Below are 15,467 nucleotides of genomic sequence, written 5' to 3'. Positions count from 1 at the left end.
CGGGCCGGAAAACGATCCGAAATCCGTGCCGGATTTCGGTCTACACTTCGACCGCATAGCTGGTTTGCTGCCCGACTCCGAACACCCGCTTGTAACGTGCGATCTCGTCAGCGGGGCCCATTACCTTTTCCGGATTGTCGCTCAGTTTCACCGTCGGTCGCCCATTGGCCGAGACCGCCTTGCAAACAAGCGAAAACGGCGCCAACCCATCGTCCGGTACCAGTCCCCGGAAATCATTGGTCAGCAAAGTTCCCCAGCCGAAGGAAATCTTGGCCCGCCCGGCAAACCGGGCGTGCAGCTCGGCGATCTTGTCCACGTCCAGCCCGTCCGAGAAGATGATACGCTTCTCGGTCGGGTTTTCACCGCGGTCCTTCCACCAGGCGATGGCAGTTTCGGCCCCCTCGGCAGGATCGCCGCTGTCGATCCGAATACCGGTCCAGCCGGCCAACCAGTCTGGCGCCCGGTCGAGGAACCCCTTGGTGCCATAGGTGTCGGGCAGGATGATGCGCAGGTTGCCGTCGTGCTCCTCGTGCCAGTCACTCAGCACGTCATAAGGCGCACGCGCCAGTTCGGTGTCCGTCTCAGCCAGGGCGCAATAGACCATCGGCAGTTCATGTGCGTTAGTGCCGATCGCCTCGACCTCGCGCCGCATTGCGATCAGGCAATTTGATGTGCCGGTGAATTTCGGCCCCAACCCTTCGATCATGGCTTGTACACACCAATCCTGCCACAGAAAGGAGTGCCGCCGACGGGTGCCAAAATCAGCGATTGTGAGCCCATCGATCGCGCGCAGGCGCTCGATCTTTTCCCAGACCCGGGTCATCGCGCGGGCATAAAGCACCTGCAACTCGAACCGGCGCATGTCATGCAACACCGCGCGCGAGCGCAGTTCCATCAGCACTGCCAGCGCCGGTATCTCCCACAGCATCACCTCGGGCCAGTTGCCCTCGAAGGTCAGCTCATATTGATCGCCGCGGCGTTCCAGATGATAGGGCGGCAACTGCAGCCCCTCGAACCATTCCATGAAATCCGGCCGGAACATCTGCCGCTTGCCGTAAAAGGTATTGCCGCGCAGCCAGGTGCTCTCACCACGGCTCAGGCGCAGCGAGCGTATGTGATCAAGTTGCTCGCGCAATTCGCCCTCGTCGATCAGATGGGCCAGCGGGATCCGCGTCGTACGGTTTATCAGGGAGAAGGTGACCTGTGTGTCGGGCTTGTTCCGGAACACCGACTGGCACATCAGCAGCTTGTAGAAATCGGTGTCGATCAGGGAGCGGACAATCGGATCGATCTTCCACTTGTGATTATAGACGCGTGTTGCGATGTCCACGGATGTCCCTCGTTCAGAATGGATCACCCATGGATACGCCAGCCTTACGGTCATGGCAATTCGCCCGGTCGCGGCTGCGCTTGATCAACCTGAAGCCTTCATTCTTGTCGCGTCCCGCGGTGGCAGATGGTTCAGCAGACAGCGAAACAGATCGCCGCGACCCACAGGTTTGCTGAGGAAATCGTCCATCCCCGCTGCAAGACAAGCAGCGCGATCACTGTCAAATGTATTTGCGGTCAACGCGACGATCAGAGGTTGCGCCCCCTTTGATGCCCGGATCTGGCTTGTCGCCTCGATCCCGCTCATCACCGGCATCGACATATCCATGAAGACGATATCCGGTTCTTGCCGCGTTGCCATCGCAACCGCCTGCTGACCGTCATGGGCGAAATCCAGACGGATCGGAAGATCGGCCAGGAACTTGCCCATCAAAAGGCGATTGACCCGGTTGTCATCGGCAACCAGCACCGATAATCCGCGCAACCGATCTAGCTCATCAGGCGAAAGAGTCTGGGTGTTCGCATTTGCACCTGCATCGCCGGCTGGCCCAAGTGGCAGGCGAAGCGTGAAACACGATCCCTGACCCAGCGTGGACTCGACCGTGATCCGGCCTCCCATCAGGACAACCAGTTCACGCGAAATGGTCAATCCCAGGCCGGTTCCACCATAGAGCCGCGTGGTATCGGTATCAGCCTGCGAGAACCGTTCGAACACCCGCTCGATCTTGTCTGCAGCGATGCCGATTCCACTATCCTCGACCTCGATGACAAATAGGTGCCCAGGCTCCTGCGCCTCGGCCCGCACGCGCAGGGTCACACCGCCGCGCTCGGTAAACTTGATCGCATTGCCTAGCAGGTTGATCAGAACCTGACGCAACCGGCCATCGTCGCCATGCACCAACGGCGGCACGTCCGTATCTGTTTCAAGAGTCAGCTTGAGCCCTTTTGCCCGGGCCTGCGGTTGTAACAGCCGCAGCGTCTCTTCAAGGCAGGCCCTGGGATCGAAATTCACGGGATGCAACTCCATCTTGCGGGCATCCAGGCGCGAAAGTTCAAGTACGTCGTTAATGATCGCCAGCAGCGCCGTCGAGGAACTTCGGATCGTGCTTACATATTGTCGTTGCTCCTCCGACAACTCGGTATCCGACAACAGCTCTGCCATACCAACGACACCATTCATCGGCGTCCTGATCTCGTGACTCATCGTGGCGAGGAATTCCGCTTTGGCACGGGCGCCTTCTTCCGCCGCAACACGCGCCGCAGCCAGTTCCTCGGCCTGTGCTTTTGCGGCTGTCACATCTCGCTCGATGGCAACGGTGACCTCGACCCGACCGTTCCTGTCCAGAACCGGGACCAGGTTGGTTTCCATCCAGATCTCGCGCCCATCCTTGGATACGTTCAGGATCTCGGTTCGAAAAGGGCGACCCGCTTCGACGGCTTCGGCAATTGCATTCGACACTTCAATATCGGTCTTCTCGCCGTTGAGCAGATCACCGGGGTAGAAGCCCTTGGCTTCGTCCACGGAATAGCCGGTGATGCGCGTGAACGTCTCGTTCGTCCAGACGATCCGACCATCGGCATCGGCCAGAATGACGCTGTCATTGGCGTTTTTGGCGACGAGCGACAAAAGTTGCGCCTCTTTTTGGTGCCGGACGAGGTCACGACCCTGTTCGATCAGGTCCAGAGTAGTGCGCCGATGCTGACGAAAGCCCCAGTTCACGAAATTCAGGAACAGCCCGACCATAAAGGCCAGCATCACCGCGCCGGATGCATTCAGAAACAGGGCGTCGCCCACCCTGCCCGGCTTTATCGCTTCAATCAGGAAGAGGTATTGCGTGATCCCGGCATAGACCGCCAGCCGCGCAACGGCGGCGGGGCGATGAAACGGCAGCACAAGCCCGGCATTGATGGCCGCCCCAGCCAGGAACGAGCCGATGAACAGTGGTGATGCCCCGCTGCGCGCGCCTGTCCATGCCAGCCAGACGCAATAGCTGATCGTCAGAGCCTGAACGAAGGCAGTGAGGGTGCTACCGATCAAAAGACGGCGATATCCGTACCCGTTGCACAATCGTTCCGGCAAACGATTGAGGTATAGACAATCTATCACCTCGCCCAACAGGGCAACGATCACCGCCAGGCTGGCGGTACGCAGCCCCTCGGTCATCGCAAGGACGAAACCACCTGCAAAAGTCATGATCTGGCGACTGGCGAAATTCTTGACCCGCCCGCGCGCGTAGCGGATCAGCAGGCCACGCCGGCTGTACCTTCGTTCATAGTCAGATAGGTGGTCGACATCGGGCGACCCGGCAACATGCATCGGCGACCCCAAAGATAGATCATGACCTTTCGCCCCTAATCTATACCTTTCAGTCCGTTAACAAATCGCAACCAGATCTCAGGTCAGAGCGATCCCGGCCCCCTTCATCGCGGCAATCGCCGCTGCCAGCGAACCGTCCAAATCAATGGCGCGACAGGCCTGCATCCGAACCTCGACGGCAAAGCCCAGCCGCGCCGCATCCAGCGCCGAATACTGCACGCAGAAATCGGTGGCGAGTCCGGCCAGCGTCAGCCGGGTGATGCCCCGGCTGCGCAGATAGCCCTCCAGGCCGGTGGGCGTGCTGCGGTCGTTTTCGAAAAAGCCCGAATAGCTGTCGATCGCGGCGCGGAGCCCCTTGCGCAGGATCAGATCGGCATCGGTCCGCAGCGCCGGGTGAAACGCGGCGCCCGGGCTGCCCTGCACGCAATGGTCAGGCCACAACACCTGCGGCCCATAGGCCATGTCGATCATCTCGAACGGTGCCTTGCGCGGATGGGACGAAGCGAAAGAGGAATGCCCAGCCGGGTGCCAATCCTGCGTCAGGATCACCGCATCGAAATCCACCATCATGGCGTTGATCGGCGCGACCACCGCGTCGCCCTCTGGCACCGCCAGCGCGCCACCGGGGCAGAAATCGTTCTGGACGTCGATCACGATCAGGCCATGCATTTGCGCCTCCCTTTTGGGGACAAGCCTAGCGCGTGGCGTGATGCCGGAAAAGCACCCATCGCGCCGGGCGATGTGTGAAACCCCCCGTTGCCTTGTCTGCTGCCCTGCGATATCCGGGCGCCTTTCGCAAACCGGGAGGGGAGTCATGGCGCGTCTTGGCGTGGATTTCGGAACGTCCAACACCGCCGCGGGGCTGGTGCAGGCGGGTCATCCCCGGATATTGCCGCTGGAGCCGGGCGCACAGACCCTACCGACAGCCGTCTTCATCGACTTTGCCGCGCGCCGCTACGTCTATGGCAGCGACGCCGCCCGCGCCATGATGGACGGGCAGGAGGGCCGATTTCTGCGCGGGCTGAAAAGCATTCTGGGCACACCGCTGGCCCGCGAACCGCGCATGTTCCTTAACGAGCGGCTGACCCTGATCGAGGTCATAGCTCGCTTTCTGGCCGAGATCCGGACGCGTGCCGAACTGCTGAGCGGAGAGCGCTTTGATCGCGCCTTGTCGGGCCGTCCGGTGCATTTCCACTCTGCCTCTGCCGACCGCGATGCACAGGCCTGTACCGACCTGCACGACGCCTATCTGCTGGCCGGGTTCAACGAGGTCAGCTTTCTGCCCGAACCAGAGGCGGCAGCGCTGGCGGTGGCGGGTCAGGGGCGGATGCTGATCGTCGATATTGGTGGTGGCACTTCGGATTTCACCCTGTGCGACCGTCAGGGAACGGCGACACAAGTGTTGGCCAGCCGGGGCCTGCGCATCGGCGGGACCGATTTCGACCGGATACTCAGCCTTGACCACGCCATGCCCTTGATGGGGTACGAGACCCGGATCGGGGCAGAGTTGGGCGAGGCCAGCCACAGCGCCCCCAGGGCCCTGTTCCACGATCTGGCCAGCTGGGAAAAGATCGCCTTTGTCTATGACCCTGCCACCCTGCGCGAGGTGCGCCGTTGGGTCCGTCTGGCCGAACAGCCCCGTTTGTTCGAACGGCTGGCCGAGGTGTTGGAGTCGCATCTGGGCCATGACGTGGCCTATGCGGTCGAGGCCGGTAAGATTGCCGCCAACGAGGCCGAGGTGGGCCGCATCGCGCTGGATATCGTCGAACGTGGGCTGTGGGCCGATCTGGGAAACGCCGCGATGCAGGTGGCGCTCACCGGCTTCGCCGATGAAATCGCCACTTGCGCGATGCAGACGGTACACGACGCGGGTGTCGCACCGGACAGCGTCGATCAGGTCGTTTTTGTCGGCGGCTCCAGCCTGATGGGGGTGATCCGCGCGGCGCTGGGGCGCGTCCTGCCTGGCGCCCGGCAACAGGATTCCGAGGTGTTCACCGCCGTGGTTCACGGCCTCGCGCTGGCCAGCGAACACCAGTAAAACAACATCGAAAACGCATGTTTCGCCCATTGCCGCGCCTCTTGAAATCACGCGCGGCGCGGCGTATGGCGCGGGCATGTACACGATCGCCGCACTCTACCACTTCACCCGGTTCGCCGACCCGGCCGACCTGAAACCCGCCCTGCTGGACCTGTGTCTGGCGCAGGGGGTCAAGGGCACACTGCTGCTGGCCAAAGAGGGCATCAACGGCACCATCGCCGGACCGCGCGCCGGGATCGACGCGGTGCTGGCCCACATCCGCGCCTTACCCGGCTGCGCCGATCTGGAATGGAAAGAGGCGACCAGCGACCACCCGCCCTTTGGCAAGATGAAGGTGCGGCTGAAACAAGAGATCGTCACCATGGGCCAGCCGGATGTCGATCCGCGCGCCCGCGTCGGCCATTATGTCGAACCTGAGGATTGGAACGACCTGATCCGCTCGGACGATGTGGTGCTGATCGACACCCGCAACGACTATGAGGTTGCCATCGGCACCTTCGAAGGCGCCATCGACCCGATGACCGACAGTTTCCGGGATTTCCCCGCCTGGTGGGAGGCCAACAAGGAGCGGTTCCACAACAAGCGCGTGGCGATGTTCTGCACCGGTGGTATCCGCTGCGAGAAATCGACCAACTATCTGCTGGGTCAGGGGGTCGAGGATGTCTATCACCTCAAGGGCGGCATCCTGCGCTATCTCGAAGAGATACCCGCCGACAACAGCACCTGGCAGGGCGAATGTTTCGTCTTCGACAACCGGGTCTCGGTCGGGCACGGGCTGGTCGAGGGGCCGCACGAGCTGTGCCATGGCTGCCGCCGCCCGATCCTGCCCGAGGATCGCAATCGCCCGGAATACGAGCATGGGGTCAGTTGCCACCTGTGCATCGACGAGACCTCAGAGGCCGACAAGATGCGGTTCCGCGAACGGCAGAAACAGATCGCCCTGGCCCGAGCCCGGGGCGAGGAGCATCTGGCCTCGCACTGAGCCTCTGAATGCTTGCTTGAACTCGTCCAGCAAGAGATGATCGAAGCCGGAAATCGAGGAACAGCACATGACCAAACCGCACTCCCTTACGCGCGAGTGGCGCGGCACCATGATCGCCGCGGCCGGAATGGTCATCGTCAGCAGCTTGGCCTTCCGTATCCTGTCACAGGTGGACGAAGGTGTCGCGGGCGGGACCTTGGGTACCATTTCCACGATCATTCTGGCGGCATGGCTGCTGATGCAGCTTTGGACCTATGTCGTGCGGATCGGTCAACCCAAGCATCAGGTCGTGCTGATGGGCATATCCTTCATCCAATCCGTGCCTTTTCTCTATGCTGCTGTCTATGCGTCCTTCGGGTATTCGGACAATTGCATCATCGGAGCGCAGCGTCCCTCGGAACTGCTGTACTTCTCGTATGTCACGTTTACCACGGTGGGCTACGGCGATCTGCAACCTGTCGGAATGTGCCGCGGCCTGGCCGTGGCCGAGGCGGTGACCGGTTACATTCTGCTCGGCCTGTTTGTGTCGGCGGCAGTGGCCGTCGCCTCGCACCAGCGGCATTCCAAAGAATAGCGCAGCCTCATCCTCCGTTGACCGACACCAGATGATTGTCCCAGGCAATCTCGGAACGGCTGGTGACCTTTCCGCCGACGCGGGTGAAGACACCGCTGCCCGACGAGGCGACCAGAGCGCCGCCGGTCACGCCCAGCCCGCAGACATCGGTGATCGCGACCCCTCCGGTGATCCGGCCCGCCGCCACATCGCTCAATTGCACCAGCCCGCCCCGGGGGGAGGAGACCGCGACGCGCCTACCCCCGTCGTAGAATATGACGCTTCCACCATAGCCGTTCATGGCGCGCATCTCTGCCTCGGACCCTGTCACCGCAATCGGCGGGGCGCCGCGCCGGTGCAGCCCGAGGACCGGGCGCAAATCGCTCGCCTCGCCCTGCCACTGCATTGCAATAGCCACCAGCCCATCGGCGCGCAAGTCAAGATGACGGATCGAGTTCATGCGGTGCTCGGGTGGCATCTGCACCACCTCAAGCACCTCGCCCGTCAGCGAAAGGTAACTCAGGTTGGGCTGCATCACCGGCAGGTTCAGCTTGACCCGGCCAGTGTCGGGGTGGGTCTCGACCCCGCCATTGGCCACCACCAGCGTCTGCCCGTCCGGCATCAGGCGGATGTCATGCGGGCCGACCCCGCCTGAACCAAACTCACCGATCCGCCGATAGCCCGCACTTACGTCCCACAGACCGATCCTGCCCTGCCCGGCCTCGTAATCATTTTCGGTGGTGAACAGGATCAGGCCCTCGGCATCAAATGCGCCATGCCCGAAGAAATGCCGCCCTTCAGGTGCGCTCAGCCGGGCGATTTCCGCCCCGCTCACACAGTTCAGCACCAGCGCGAACCGGCCCGGTCGGCGCGCAAAGGCCACCGCCTCGGCCCGTTCGGGATGGGCGGCGGCGGCATGGCCTCGGTCTGGGATCGGCAGGTGGAAAACCGGCCTGCCGCGCCTATCCAGACCATAGAGGTTGTAGGCACCATCCGCGGCGCGCCCGGCGCTCAGGAAAGCGGGCGCGCCCGCATCGGCCCAACCGGCGCGCGGGGTCAGCCCCGCCGCCGCCAATCCAGCCAGAAATCCGCGTCGCGTGGTCATCGCTCAATCCCCGTCCAATGCGTTGAACCCGGCCGAAACCCCCAGTTCCGGCCCCAGCTCCTGCGCCACAACCTGCCGGATCTCGTTGACCCGTTGTTGCAGCGCCTCGACCCGGAGCCGCCCGACCGGGGTGGCGACACCGGTCAATGACGGATCGTCCAATGCCGCCGCGCTGGCCAATGCACGGTCAAAGGTTGCGCCAAGCCGCTCTTGCAGCCCGGCATCCCCTTCGGCCAGCAGCAGGGCCAGCTGGCGCTGCGAGTGCAATGCCTCGATCACCAGCGACAGGGAAAGACCCGCGCGCCAGGCCTCGGCCCGGTTCGGGCGCGGCCTGTCAAAACTGCCCAAGGGCCGGCCCAGACGCAGGTCGGCGGTCATCTGCAAGCCGGTGCCCAGCGCCTTGAACAGCTCCTGCATCGCCTCGTCGCGACTGCGATAGGGGCTGTCCGGCCCCGGTGCGCGCATCAGCGCCGCATAGCGGTCACCCCAGTCCGCCGCCATTGCCTGTGCCAGCCCCGCAGTGTCGCGCGCGATGGCGCGGATCAGGGCACAGCGATAGGCCTCGCTGCCGGGCAGACCCTCGTCATAGAGCAGGAACTCAAGCGCATAGAGCCCGCGCGCAGCGACCGAGACCTGGGCAAACGCCTGTGCATCCTGCACCACCGGATCCTCTGCCGCGATCAGCCCGGCAAGCGCCTTCGGCGTCATGCCCCGGCTGTCGGGCCAGAAGGCTAGCGCAAAGGCGCGGTTTTCCGCCTCGGTCGGGCCAAAACGTAAGTGACTGACCCCGGCCCAGGCGCGAAGCGCCCCGTTGAGCGCCGCGCGCAAATCAGGGTCGCTCTCGTCGCACCCGACCTCGGCGGCAGCGGCCAGCGACGTTGTCTCCTCTACCAGCCGCGCGAACCCCGGTAACACATGAGTGTCGAGCACCCGACCGACCGGGTCGGCGGATGCCGTTGCGGCGACAAGGCATAGGATCAGGGCAACAAGGTGCTTCATGTCAGAGACTCTCCAGAAACCGGATCAGGGCGGCGCGGTCCTCGGGCATCAGGGCGATCACCCGGTCGCGCTGCGCCGCAGCCTCGCCCCCGTGCCAGAGCACCGCTTCAAGCAATGTGCGCGCCCGCCCGTCATGCAGGAAACGCGCCTCTCCGCTGACCTGCTCGGTCAGGCCAATCCCCCAAAGCGGAGCGGTGCGCCATTCGCGCCCGCTTGCCACTCCTTGCGGCAGCCGGTCGGCCAGCCCCTCGCCCATGTCATGCAGCAACAGGTCGGTATAGGGCCAGATCAGCTGAAAGCTCTGCTCGGGCTGATCGCTCAGCCGGGCGGTCACATGCTTGGGGACATGGCAGGACGGACAGCCGATGCCATAGAACACCCGCTTGCCCCGCAACACGTCGGGGTCATCCAGATCCCGCCGCGCCGGTACGGCAAGGTTGCGGCTGTAGAACGCGGTCAGCGCCAGCGCCGGGCCGTCGATCTCGGCGCCGCGCGGATCGCCATCGCCATGCGGGGCGTTCCGACATTCCATTTGCGATCCGGTGCAATCGCCCCATGGCGCGGGGCGCAGCGGAGAAGAGATGCCGATATCCGAGGCGAAGGCAGCGGCGGTCTGATTCAGGACCGAGGCCGCGCCTGCCTTCCACCCGAACCGGCCCAGCCCCTCTTGCCCGGTCGCGGGATCATGCACCCGGTTGGGCCGCCCCGATATGCCGTCGCCATCGCGGTCGTCCGGATCGGCATGAACCATGATCTCGGCCTCGGGGATCGCTTCGAGCAGGCCCAGCCCGATCATCTGCGGCGCCAGTCGGGGGCTGAGCGCGCTTTTGCTGTGCAGCGCGCCTTGCGCCGCGTCCAGCCGGTATCGGGGCTTGCGCAGAACCGCCACCTCGCCCCCGTTCAGGGAGACCTCGGTCTCGGTATAGCTCACCGCGATCCGCGCTTCGGGCCGCAGGCCGGGCACGGCGCTGTCCTGAATCTGTAATCCGAACAGCGGATCGGGCAGCACCGCGTCACCAAGGACCCTGCCGACCCGCAGCACCAGCCCCGGTCCGCCCATGGGCTGGCCGCGCCCGTCGCGGATATGGCAAGCCTGACAACTGCGCGCATTGTAGAGCGGCCCCAGCCCGTCGGATGCGTTGGTCGAGGAGGGTGACGCCACCCAGAGCTTGTCGAACAGGGCCTGACCCAGGTGGAAATCCAGTTCCCGCTCAAAGCCCATATTGGCGGAAGGGCGCGAGAAGGCATCGCGCCCCAAATCGCCCGAAACCGTGGCGGCGCCACCGGGCAACTGCTCAAAGGGTTCCGCCGCTGTGAACCCCGTTGCCGGGGCCGTTACGGTAGCGATCCTCTCGCGTTCATCTGTGCTGCGCGGCTGGGCCTCTGCGCCGAGGCCCAAGGCAGATAGCGCCAGCAACGGGACAAGGGGCCCCCGACAACAGGCAGAGACCACCCGTCGCACCCGGAGGATATGAGGCCCCCCGCCGCTCATTCGCCCAATGCGATCTCGCAATTGACACCAAACACGTGATCCACAGCCCCTACCTCTTCCACGCGCGCCAGCGCCGCGCCCACAAGGTAGCGCTCGCCGAACTCGTATTCAGCCCCGATTGAAAACAGTTCGGTCACCCCGGTGCTGTCGATATCGCGCCGGGCATAGGTGCCCGACAGGGTCACGTCGCCCAGCGCATAGGCGGCGTTGAGCATGGCATAGGTGGCGTCATCAGCGGTACCACCATAGCCGCTGAAGCTGGCGACCTCGGCAAAGAGATCGAGCGGCATGTGATGAAAGGAATGGAACAGGCTGGCCACCACCCCGTTTTCCGATTTCACATCCCCCGCGCCCCGGCTGAGATGCCGCAGGCCCAGACGCAGTTCGGTTTCGCCAAAGGACTTGATCCACGTCACCGCGCCATTGTCGAGCTGCCCGGTATTGCCCGCGCCACCCGCTGCACTGGTGTTGCGACCCCGGCGGAACCCGGCAGACCGGCTCAGCGCGGTGTCATCGGCATAGAACAGGCCCGCATGCAGCGTTCCCGCGGTACCAAGATCGACCGCGACCAGCGCGCCCAACTGCTCGGTCAATTCGTAATCCTCGGCCAGATCGGCGGCAAAGAACCCCGCCGTCTGATCCCAGGCGATACCAAAGCTGGGCGAGACCTTGCCCAGCTGGAAACTGGCCGAACCGGTTTCGATCTGCACCCCCAGTTCCTTGATATAGAGGCCCCAGTCGGTGAAGTTCCGGTCGCCGGGGGTGGGGTCATTCAGGCTCTCGCCGGTCAGGGCGGCAAAGACACTGACAGTGTCGTTGAACCGGTAGGCCCCCGACAGCTCCAGCGTACCGGTGGCGGCGCCGAATTCATTGCCTGGCGTGTCTGATTTGAAGGTGCGGGCGTATTCCAGCTCCAGCGAACCTTCCCAGGTAAAGCCAGGCGCTTCTTGCGCCTGCACTGCGCCCGCAAAGAGAGCGGCGGCGCCAGTCAGCGCCGCGAGGTGTCTGTAAGTCATGATGCTACTTTCTTGGATGAGCAGCTTGGCGGGCATGTGTCGCTTGCTGTGCTGAGGATGGGGTTAGTGAAACACAGCGCTGGGGTTATCGAGCGACTCCGAGCCTTCGAAAGCGATATCGTCGAGGCCCAGCACCCGGAACAGGCGCTGGAACGAACGGGCCTGCTCGACCAGCCCGTCGACGCCCGCCATGATCAGCGCCTCGCCTTCGGCATTGCCGCGCGCCAGCATTTGATCATAGGCAAACCCGCCCTCAGCGGCGGTGCGGATGGCGCCCAGCGCGTCCATCGTGATGTTGAGCCTGTCCTTGACCTCGGCATCCAGCGCCGGGTCGGCATCGGCCACCAGATCGGACAGTGAGGCGCCCGAGATCACTGCGCCGTCAACACGGGTATAGCTGCCCAAATAGACGTTCCGGATACCCAGCCCGTCGAAGTAATGGCTGTTGTGGGTGTTGTCCGAGAAACAGTCATGCTCTTCCTCGGGATCGTTCAGCAACAGGCCCAGCCGCATGCGCTCGCCCGCCTGCTCTCCATAGCTGAGGCTGCCCATGCCGGTCAGTATCGCCACCAGGCCAACGGTCTCGTCCGCCGTGACCGAGGTACGGGCGTCGCCGCCCGGCGCCCATTGCGCGGCCATCCATTCCAGGTCCGAGACCAGGAGGTCGGTCGCCGCCTGCAGATAGGCGCCACGCCGGTCGCAATTGCCACCAGTGCAATCGGCACCGGGCGCGTAGTCGGTCCAGGGCCGGTTGCCCGCGCCCGGACCCGTGCCGTTCAGATCCTGCCCCCAGAGCAGGAACTCGATGGCGTGATAACCGGTCGCTACATTCGCCTCGACCCCATCCGCTTCGTGCAGGGTACCCGATAGCAGCTCGGGCGTGATCTGGCTGGCGTCGATGGTCGTACCGGACAGGTCGAACACAGGCGTCGCGATCACGTTCAGCGCGGCATAGCCGTTTTCATCGGTCGCCCCGGGGTAGGAGGCATCGACATAGTCGATCAGCCCCTCGTCCAGCGGCCAGGCATTCACCTTGCCCTCCCAATCATCGACGATAGCATTGCCGAAGCGATAAACCTCGGTCTGCTGATAGGGATCGCGGGCGGCAAGCCAGGCCTGTTTGGCGGCGGCCAGCGTTTGGGCCGAGGGATCGGCGATCAGCGCATCGACCGCGACCTGAAGCGCGCGGGCGGTGATCAGGCTGTCTTGATACTTGGCCTCGGCAATGTCGGCATAGGTGGTCAGAACGGCGGCACGGTCGGCAGCCCAGGCGGGCACGGAACACGAAAAAGCCAGCGCCGCAGCGGCGAAGACACGGGTTTTCATGGCGAATATCCTTGGATGTTGTCAGGCGCGGCTTGACGGGCCGTGCCGGCCGGTCTGGCTTTCCCCATATCTGACTAAAATTGTCAGTTAAGTCAACACCACGATGACGCCGATCACTTGTTGCGGTCGATCCAGGCCGACATGGCCGCCTTGTCGTGGAAACATTCCGAGGGCACGGCCCGCCGCTTGGCCCGTGCGATCCGCTCAGCATAGGCGACCTGCTTGCCCGAGGGATACCGGTCGAAGGGAGACGATTCGGGCGCGCGATGGGCCGAGATCCAAGCCGACAACATGCGCCGGTCGCGCTGCGCCTCGATCGGGATGTCCAGCGAGGCACAGGCAGCGATCGAGCGCGCAAAGCGCAACTGTTTCTCGGTCACCGGCAGCAGATGATAATCGTTGCTCGGCCCCATTTGGGGCATGGCGTCGTAATGCTGAGTCATGGCGTCCACCCTCCATGTTCCATGGATCCAATATAGAACATTTAGAGAACATTTTCAACTCTGCCCGTTTATCGCCCCTCTTTTCGCCTGAATCTTTTTTTATTGACTGGCCAATCAACATGCTCGTAGAAGATCCGAAACGACTCCCCAACATCTCCGGCACCGGCACAAAGGACGCATCATGAAGTTCCAGCCAGAAGCGAGCCATTTCATCAATGGCGCCTATGTCGAGGACACGGCAGGCGCCGTGATCGACGTGATCTATCCCGCCACCGGCGAAGTGATCGCCCGGTTGCACTCGGCCACACCCGCGATCATCGATCAGGCGCTCGAGGCCGCGCGGCAGGCGCAGGCGAAATGGGCCGCGATGACCGGGACCGAACGTGGCCGCATCCTGCGCCGCGCCGCCGACATCATGCGCGCCCGCAACCACGACCTGTCGGTGATCGAGACCCATGACACCGGCAAACCCATTCAGGAAACCACCGTTGCCGATGCCACCTCGGGCGCCGATGCGCTGGAGTACTTCGGCGGGCTGGCCGGGTCGCTGACCGGAGAGCATATCCCGCTGGGTGGCGGTGATTTCGCCTATACCGTCCGCGAGGCGCTGGGCGTCTGCGCCGGCATCGGCGCCTGGAACTATCCCACCCAGATCGCCTGCTGGAAAGGCGCGCCCGCGTTGGCCTGCGGCAACACCATGGTGTTCAAGCCATCCGAGACCACCCCCCTCTCGGCCCTCAAGGTCGCCGAAATCCTGGTCGAGGCCGGGGCGCCCAAGGGTATCTATAACGTTGTGCAGGGCTATGGCGATGTCGGCGCGTCCCTGGTCACCGATCCGCGCGTCGCCAAGGTATCGCTCACCGGTTCGGTCCCCACCGGGCGCCGGGTCTATGCCGCCGCCGCCGAAAGCATCAAGCACGTCACGATGGAACTGGGCGGCAAGTCGCCGCTGGTCGTGTTCGACGACGCCGATATCGAAAACGCGGTCTCGGGCGCCATTCTGGGCAACTTCTATTCCTCGGGTCAGGTCTGCTCGAACGGGACCCGCGTCTTTGTACAGAAAGGCATCAAGGAGGCGTTCCTGTCCCGCCTGGCCGAGCGTCTGGCAACGGCGGTGATCGGCGACCCGATGGACCCGGCCACCAATTTCGGGCCGATGGTCAGCGAGGCGCAGATGAACATCGTCCTGGGTTATGTCGACAAGGGCAAGGCCGAGGGCGCACGGCTGGTTTATGGCGGCACCCGGCTGGATCGCGACGGTTTCTACCTGCTGCCCACCATGTTTGCCGATGTAACCGATGACATGACCATCGCGCGGGAAGAGATTTTCGGCCCGGTCATGTCGGTTCTCGACTTCGACACCGAGGAAGAGGTGCTGGCGCGCGCCAATGCCACCGAGTTCGGCCTCGCCGCGGGCGTCTTTACCCGCGACATCACCCGCGCCCACCGGATGGTGGCCGGGTTCGAGGCGGGCACCTGCTATATCAACACCTATAATCTGGCCCCGGTCGAGGCGCCCTTTGGCGGTTCGAAACAGTCGGGCGTTGGGCGCGAAAACTCGAAACTGGCGATCAACCATTTCTCGGAAATGAAGACGGTGTTTGTCTCGATGAACGATCTCGAAGCGCCATATTGAACGCGGCCAGCGCGCACCCTTTCCCTGCCCTCAGCGCAAGCCGCGAGGGCAGGAGCCTCCGGCGGGAGTATTTATGACCAGAAAGAAGCCCAAGCGCTGGGGCTTCTTTCTGGTCATAAATACTCATTTCCCACGCGCGGCATGTGGTCCGTCGCAAGAAATGTCCGACCAACAAGACCTTGGAAGCGACCTGACCCGCACCCACAGTTGAGTTCGGCGCCCAAAGCGCCT

Annotated in this window: 13 protein-coding genes; 4 read left to right on the top strand and 9 right to left on the bottom strand. The window is 63.7% G+C overall.

Translation table 11 applies throughout. From position 1 onward, the window contains the following. Positions 1 to 40: 40 nt before the first annotated feature. From pncB to pncA, 3 genes are all read right to left on the bottom strand, one after another. On the bottom strand, positions 41 to 1,330 hold the full coding sequence (gene pncB, locus AC2FNA_RS13630; RefSeq protein WP_496827372.1) for a nicotinate phosphoribosyltransferase: 1,290 nt from the start codon (positions 1,328 to 1,330) through the stop codon (positions 41 to 43). Positions 1,331 to 1,414: 84 nt separating this feature from the next. Beyond that, a complete protein-coding gene (locus AC2FNA_RS13625) occupies positions 1,415 to 3,646 on the bottom strand; it encodes an ATP-binding protein (protein WP_496827370.1) in 2,232 nt (743 codons plus the stop codon). A gap of 78 nt (positions 3,647 to 3,724) precedes the next feature. Further along, complete coding sequence (pncA, locus tag AC2FNA_RS13620) at positions 3,725 to 4,315, bottom strand: bifunctional nicotinamidase/pyrazinamidase (RefSeq protein WP_496827368.1); 591 nt, start codon at positions 4,313 to 4,315, stop codon at positions 3,725 to 3,727. 145 nt (positions 4,316 to 4,460) lie between these two features. On the opposite strand from pncA, the gene AC2FNA_RS13615 reads away from it, so the two are divergent. The 3 genes from AC2FNA_RS13615 (at position 4,461) to AC2FNA_RS13605 (ending at position 7,240) form a co-directional block, all read left to right on the top strand. Beyond that, a complete protein-coding gene (locus AC2FNA_RS13615; protein ID WP_496827366.1) occupies positions 4,461 to 5,684 on the top strand; it encodes an Hsp70 family protein in 1,224 nt (407 codons plus the stop codon). 76 nt (positions 5,685 to 5,760) lie between these two features. After that, positions 5,761 to 6,666 carry an oxygen-dependent tRNA uridine(34) hydroxylase TrhO gene (gene trhO, locus AC2FNA_RS13610; RefSeq protein ID WP_496827364.1) on the top strand — a complete coding sequence of 302 codons (906 nt, stop codon included), beginning with the start codon at positions 5,761 to 5,763 and terminating at the stop codon, positions 6,664 to 6,666. A 67-nt stretch (positions 6,667 to 6,733) separates the two neighbouring features. After that, positions 6,734 to 7,240, top strand: coding sequence for a potassium channel family protein (locus AC2FNA_RS13605; protein ID WP_496827362.1), 507 nt, complete (start codon positions 6,734 to 6,736; stop codon positions 7,238 to 7,240). A 7-nt stretch (positions 7,241 to 7,247) separates the two neighbouring features. On the opposite strand, the gene AC2FNA_RS13600 is transcribed toward AC2FNA_RS13605, so the two are convergent. The 6 genes from AC2FNA_RS13600 to AC2FNA_RS13575 all read right to left on the bottom strand — a co-directional run bounded on the left by AC2FNA_RS13600 (position 7,248) and on the right by AC2FNA_RS13575 (position 13,600). Next, the gene (locus AC2FNA_RS13600) at positions 7,248 to 8,324 is read right to left on the bottom strand and encodes a DUF1513 domain-containing protein (RefSeq protein ID WP_496827360.1); all 1,077 of its coding nucleotides are present in this window, start codon (positions 8,322 to 8,324) and stop codon (positions 7,248 to 7,250) included. A 3-nt stretch (positions 8,325 to 8,327) separates the two neighbouring features. Further along, complete coding sequence (locus tag AC2FNA_RS13595) at positions 8,328 to 9,323, bottom strand: imelysin family protein (protein ID WP_496827358.1); 996 nt, start codon at positions 9,321 to 9,323, stop codon at positions 8,328 to 8,330. A gap of 1 nt (position 9,324) precedes the next feature. Continuing rightward, positions 9,325 to 10,815 (bottom strand): di-heme oxidoreductase family protein, encoded by a 1,491-nt coding sequence (locus AC2FNA_RS13590; protein ID WP_496827356.1) that lies wholly within the window; start codon positions 10,813 to 10,815, stop codon positions 9,325 to 9,327. Beyond that, positions 10,812 to 11,831: a hypothetical protein gene (locus AC2FNA_RS13585; protein ID WP_496827354.1), complete on the bottom strand. Its 1,020-nt coding sequence runs from the start codon at positions 11,829 to 11,831 to the stop codon at positions 10,812 to 10,814. The genes AC2FNA_RS13590 and AC2FNA_RS13585 overlap by 4 nt, the downstream gene beginning before the upstream one ends. A gap of 63 nt (positions 11,832 to 11,894) precedes the next feature. Further along, positions 11,895 to 13,157 (bottom strand): imelysin family protein, encoded by a 1,263-nt coding sequence (locus AC2FNA_RS13580; protein ID WP_496827352.1) that lies wholly within the window; start codon positions 13,155 to 13,157, stop codon positions 11,895 to 11,897. 113 nt (positions 13,158 to 13,270) lie between these two features. Then, positions 13,271 to 13,600 carry a hypothetical protein gene (locus AC2FNA_RS13575; protein ID WP_496827351.1) on the bottom strand — a complete coding sequence of 110 codons (330 nt, stop codon included), beginning with the start codon at positions 13,598 to 13,600 and terminating at the stop codon, positions 13,271 to 13,273. Between the two features lie 181 nt (positions 13,601 to 13,781). Between AC2FNA_RS13575 and betB the strand changes: the two genes are divergently transcribed. Then, positions 13,782 to 15,236, top strand: coding sequence for a betaine-aldehyde dehydrogenase (gene betB, locus AC2FNA_RS13570; RefSeq protein ID WP_496827349.1), 1,455 nt, complete (start codon positions 13,782 to 13,784; stop codon positions 15,234 to 15,236). The last annotated feature ends 231 nt before the right edge of the window (positions 15,237 to 15,467 follow it).

It is taken from the genome of Ruegeria sp. YKSD163, assembly GCF_059612905.1.
The sequence above is the reverse complement of the archived record's forward strand: the minus strand, read 5'-3'. Positions and strand labels throughout refer to the sequence as shown.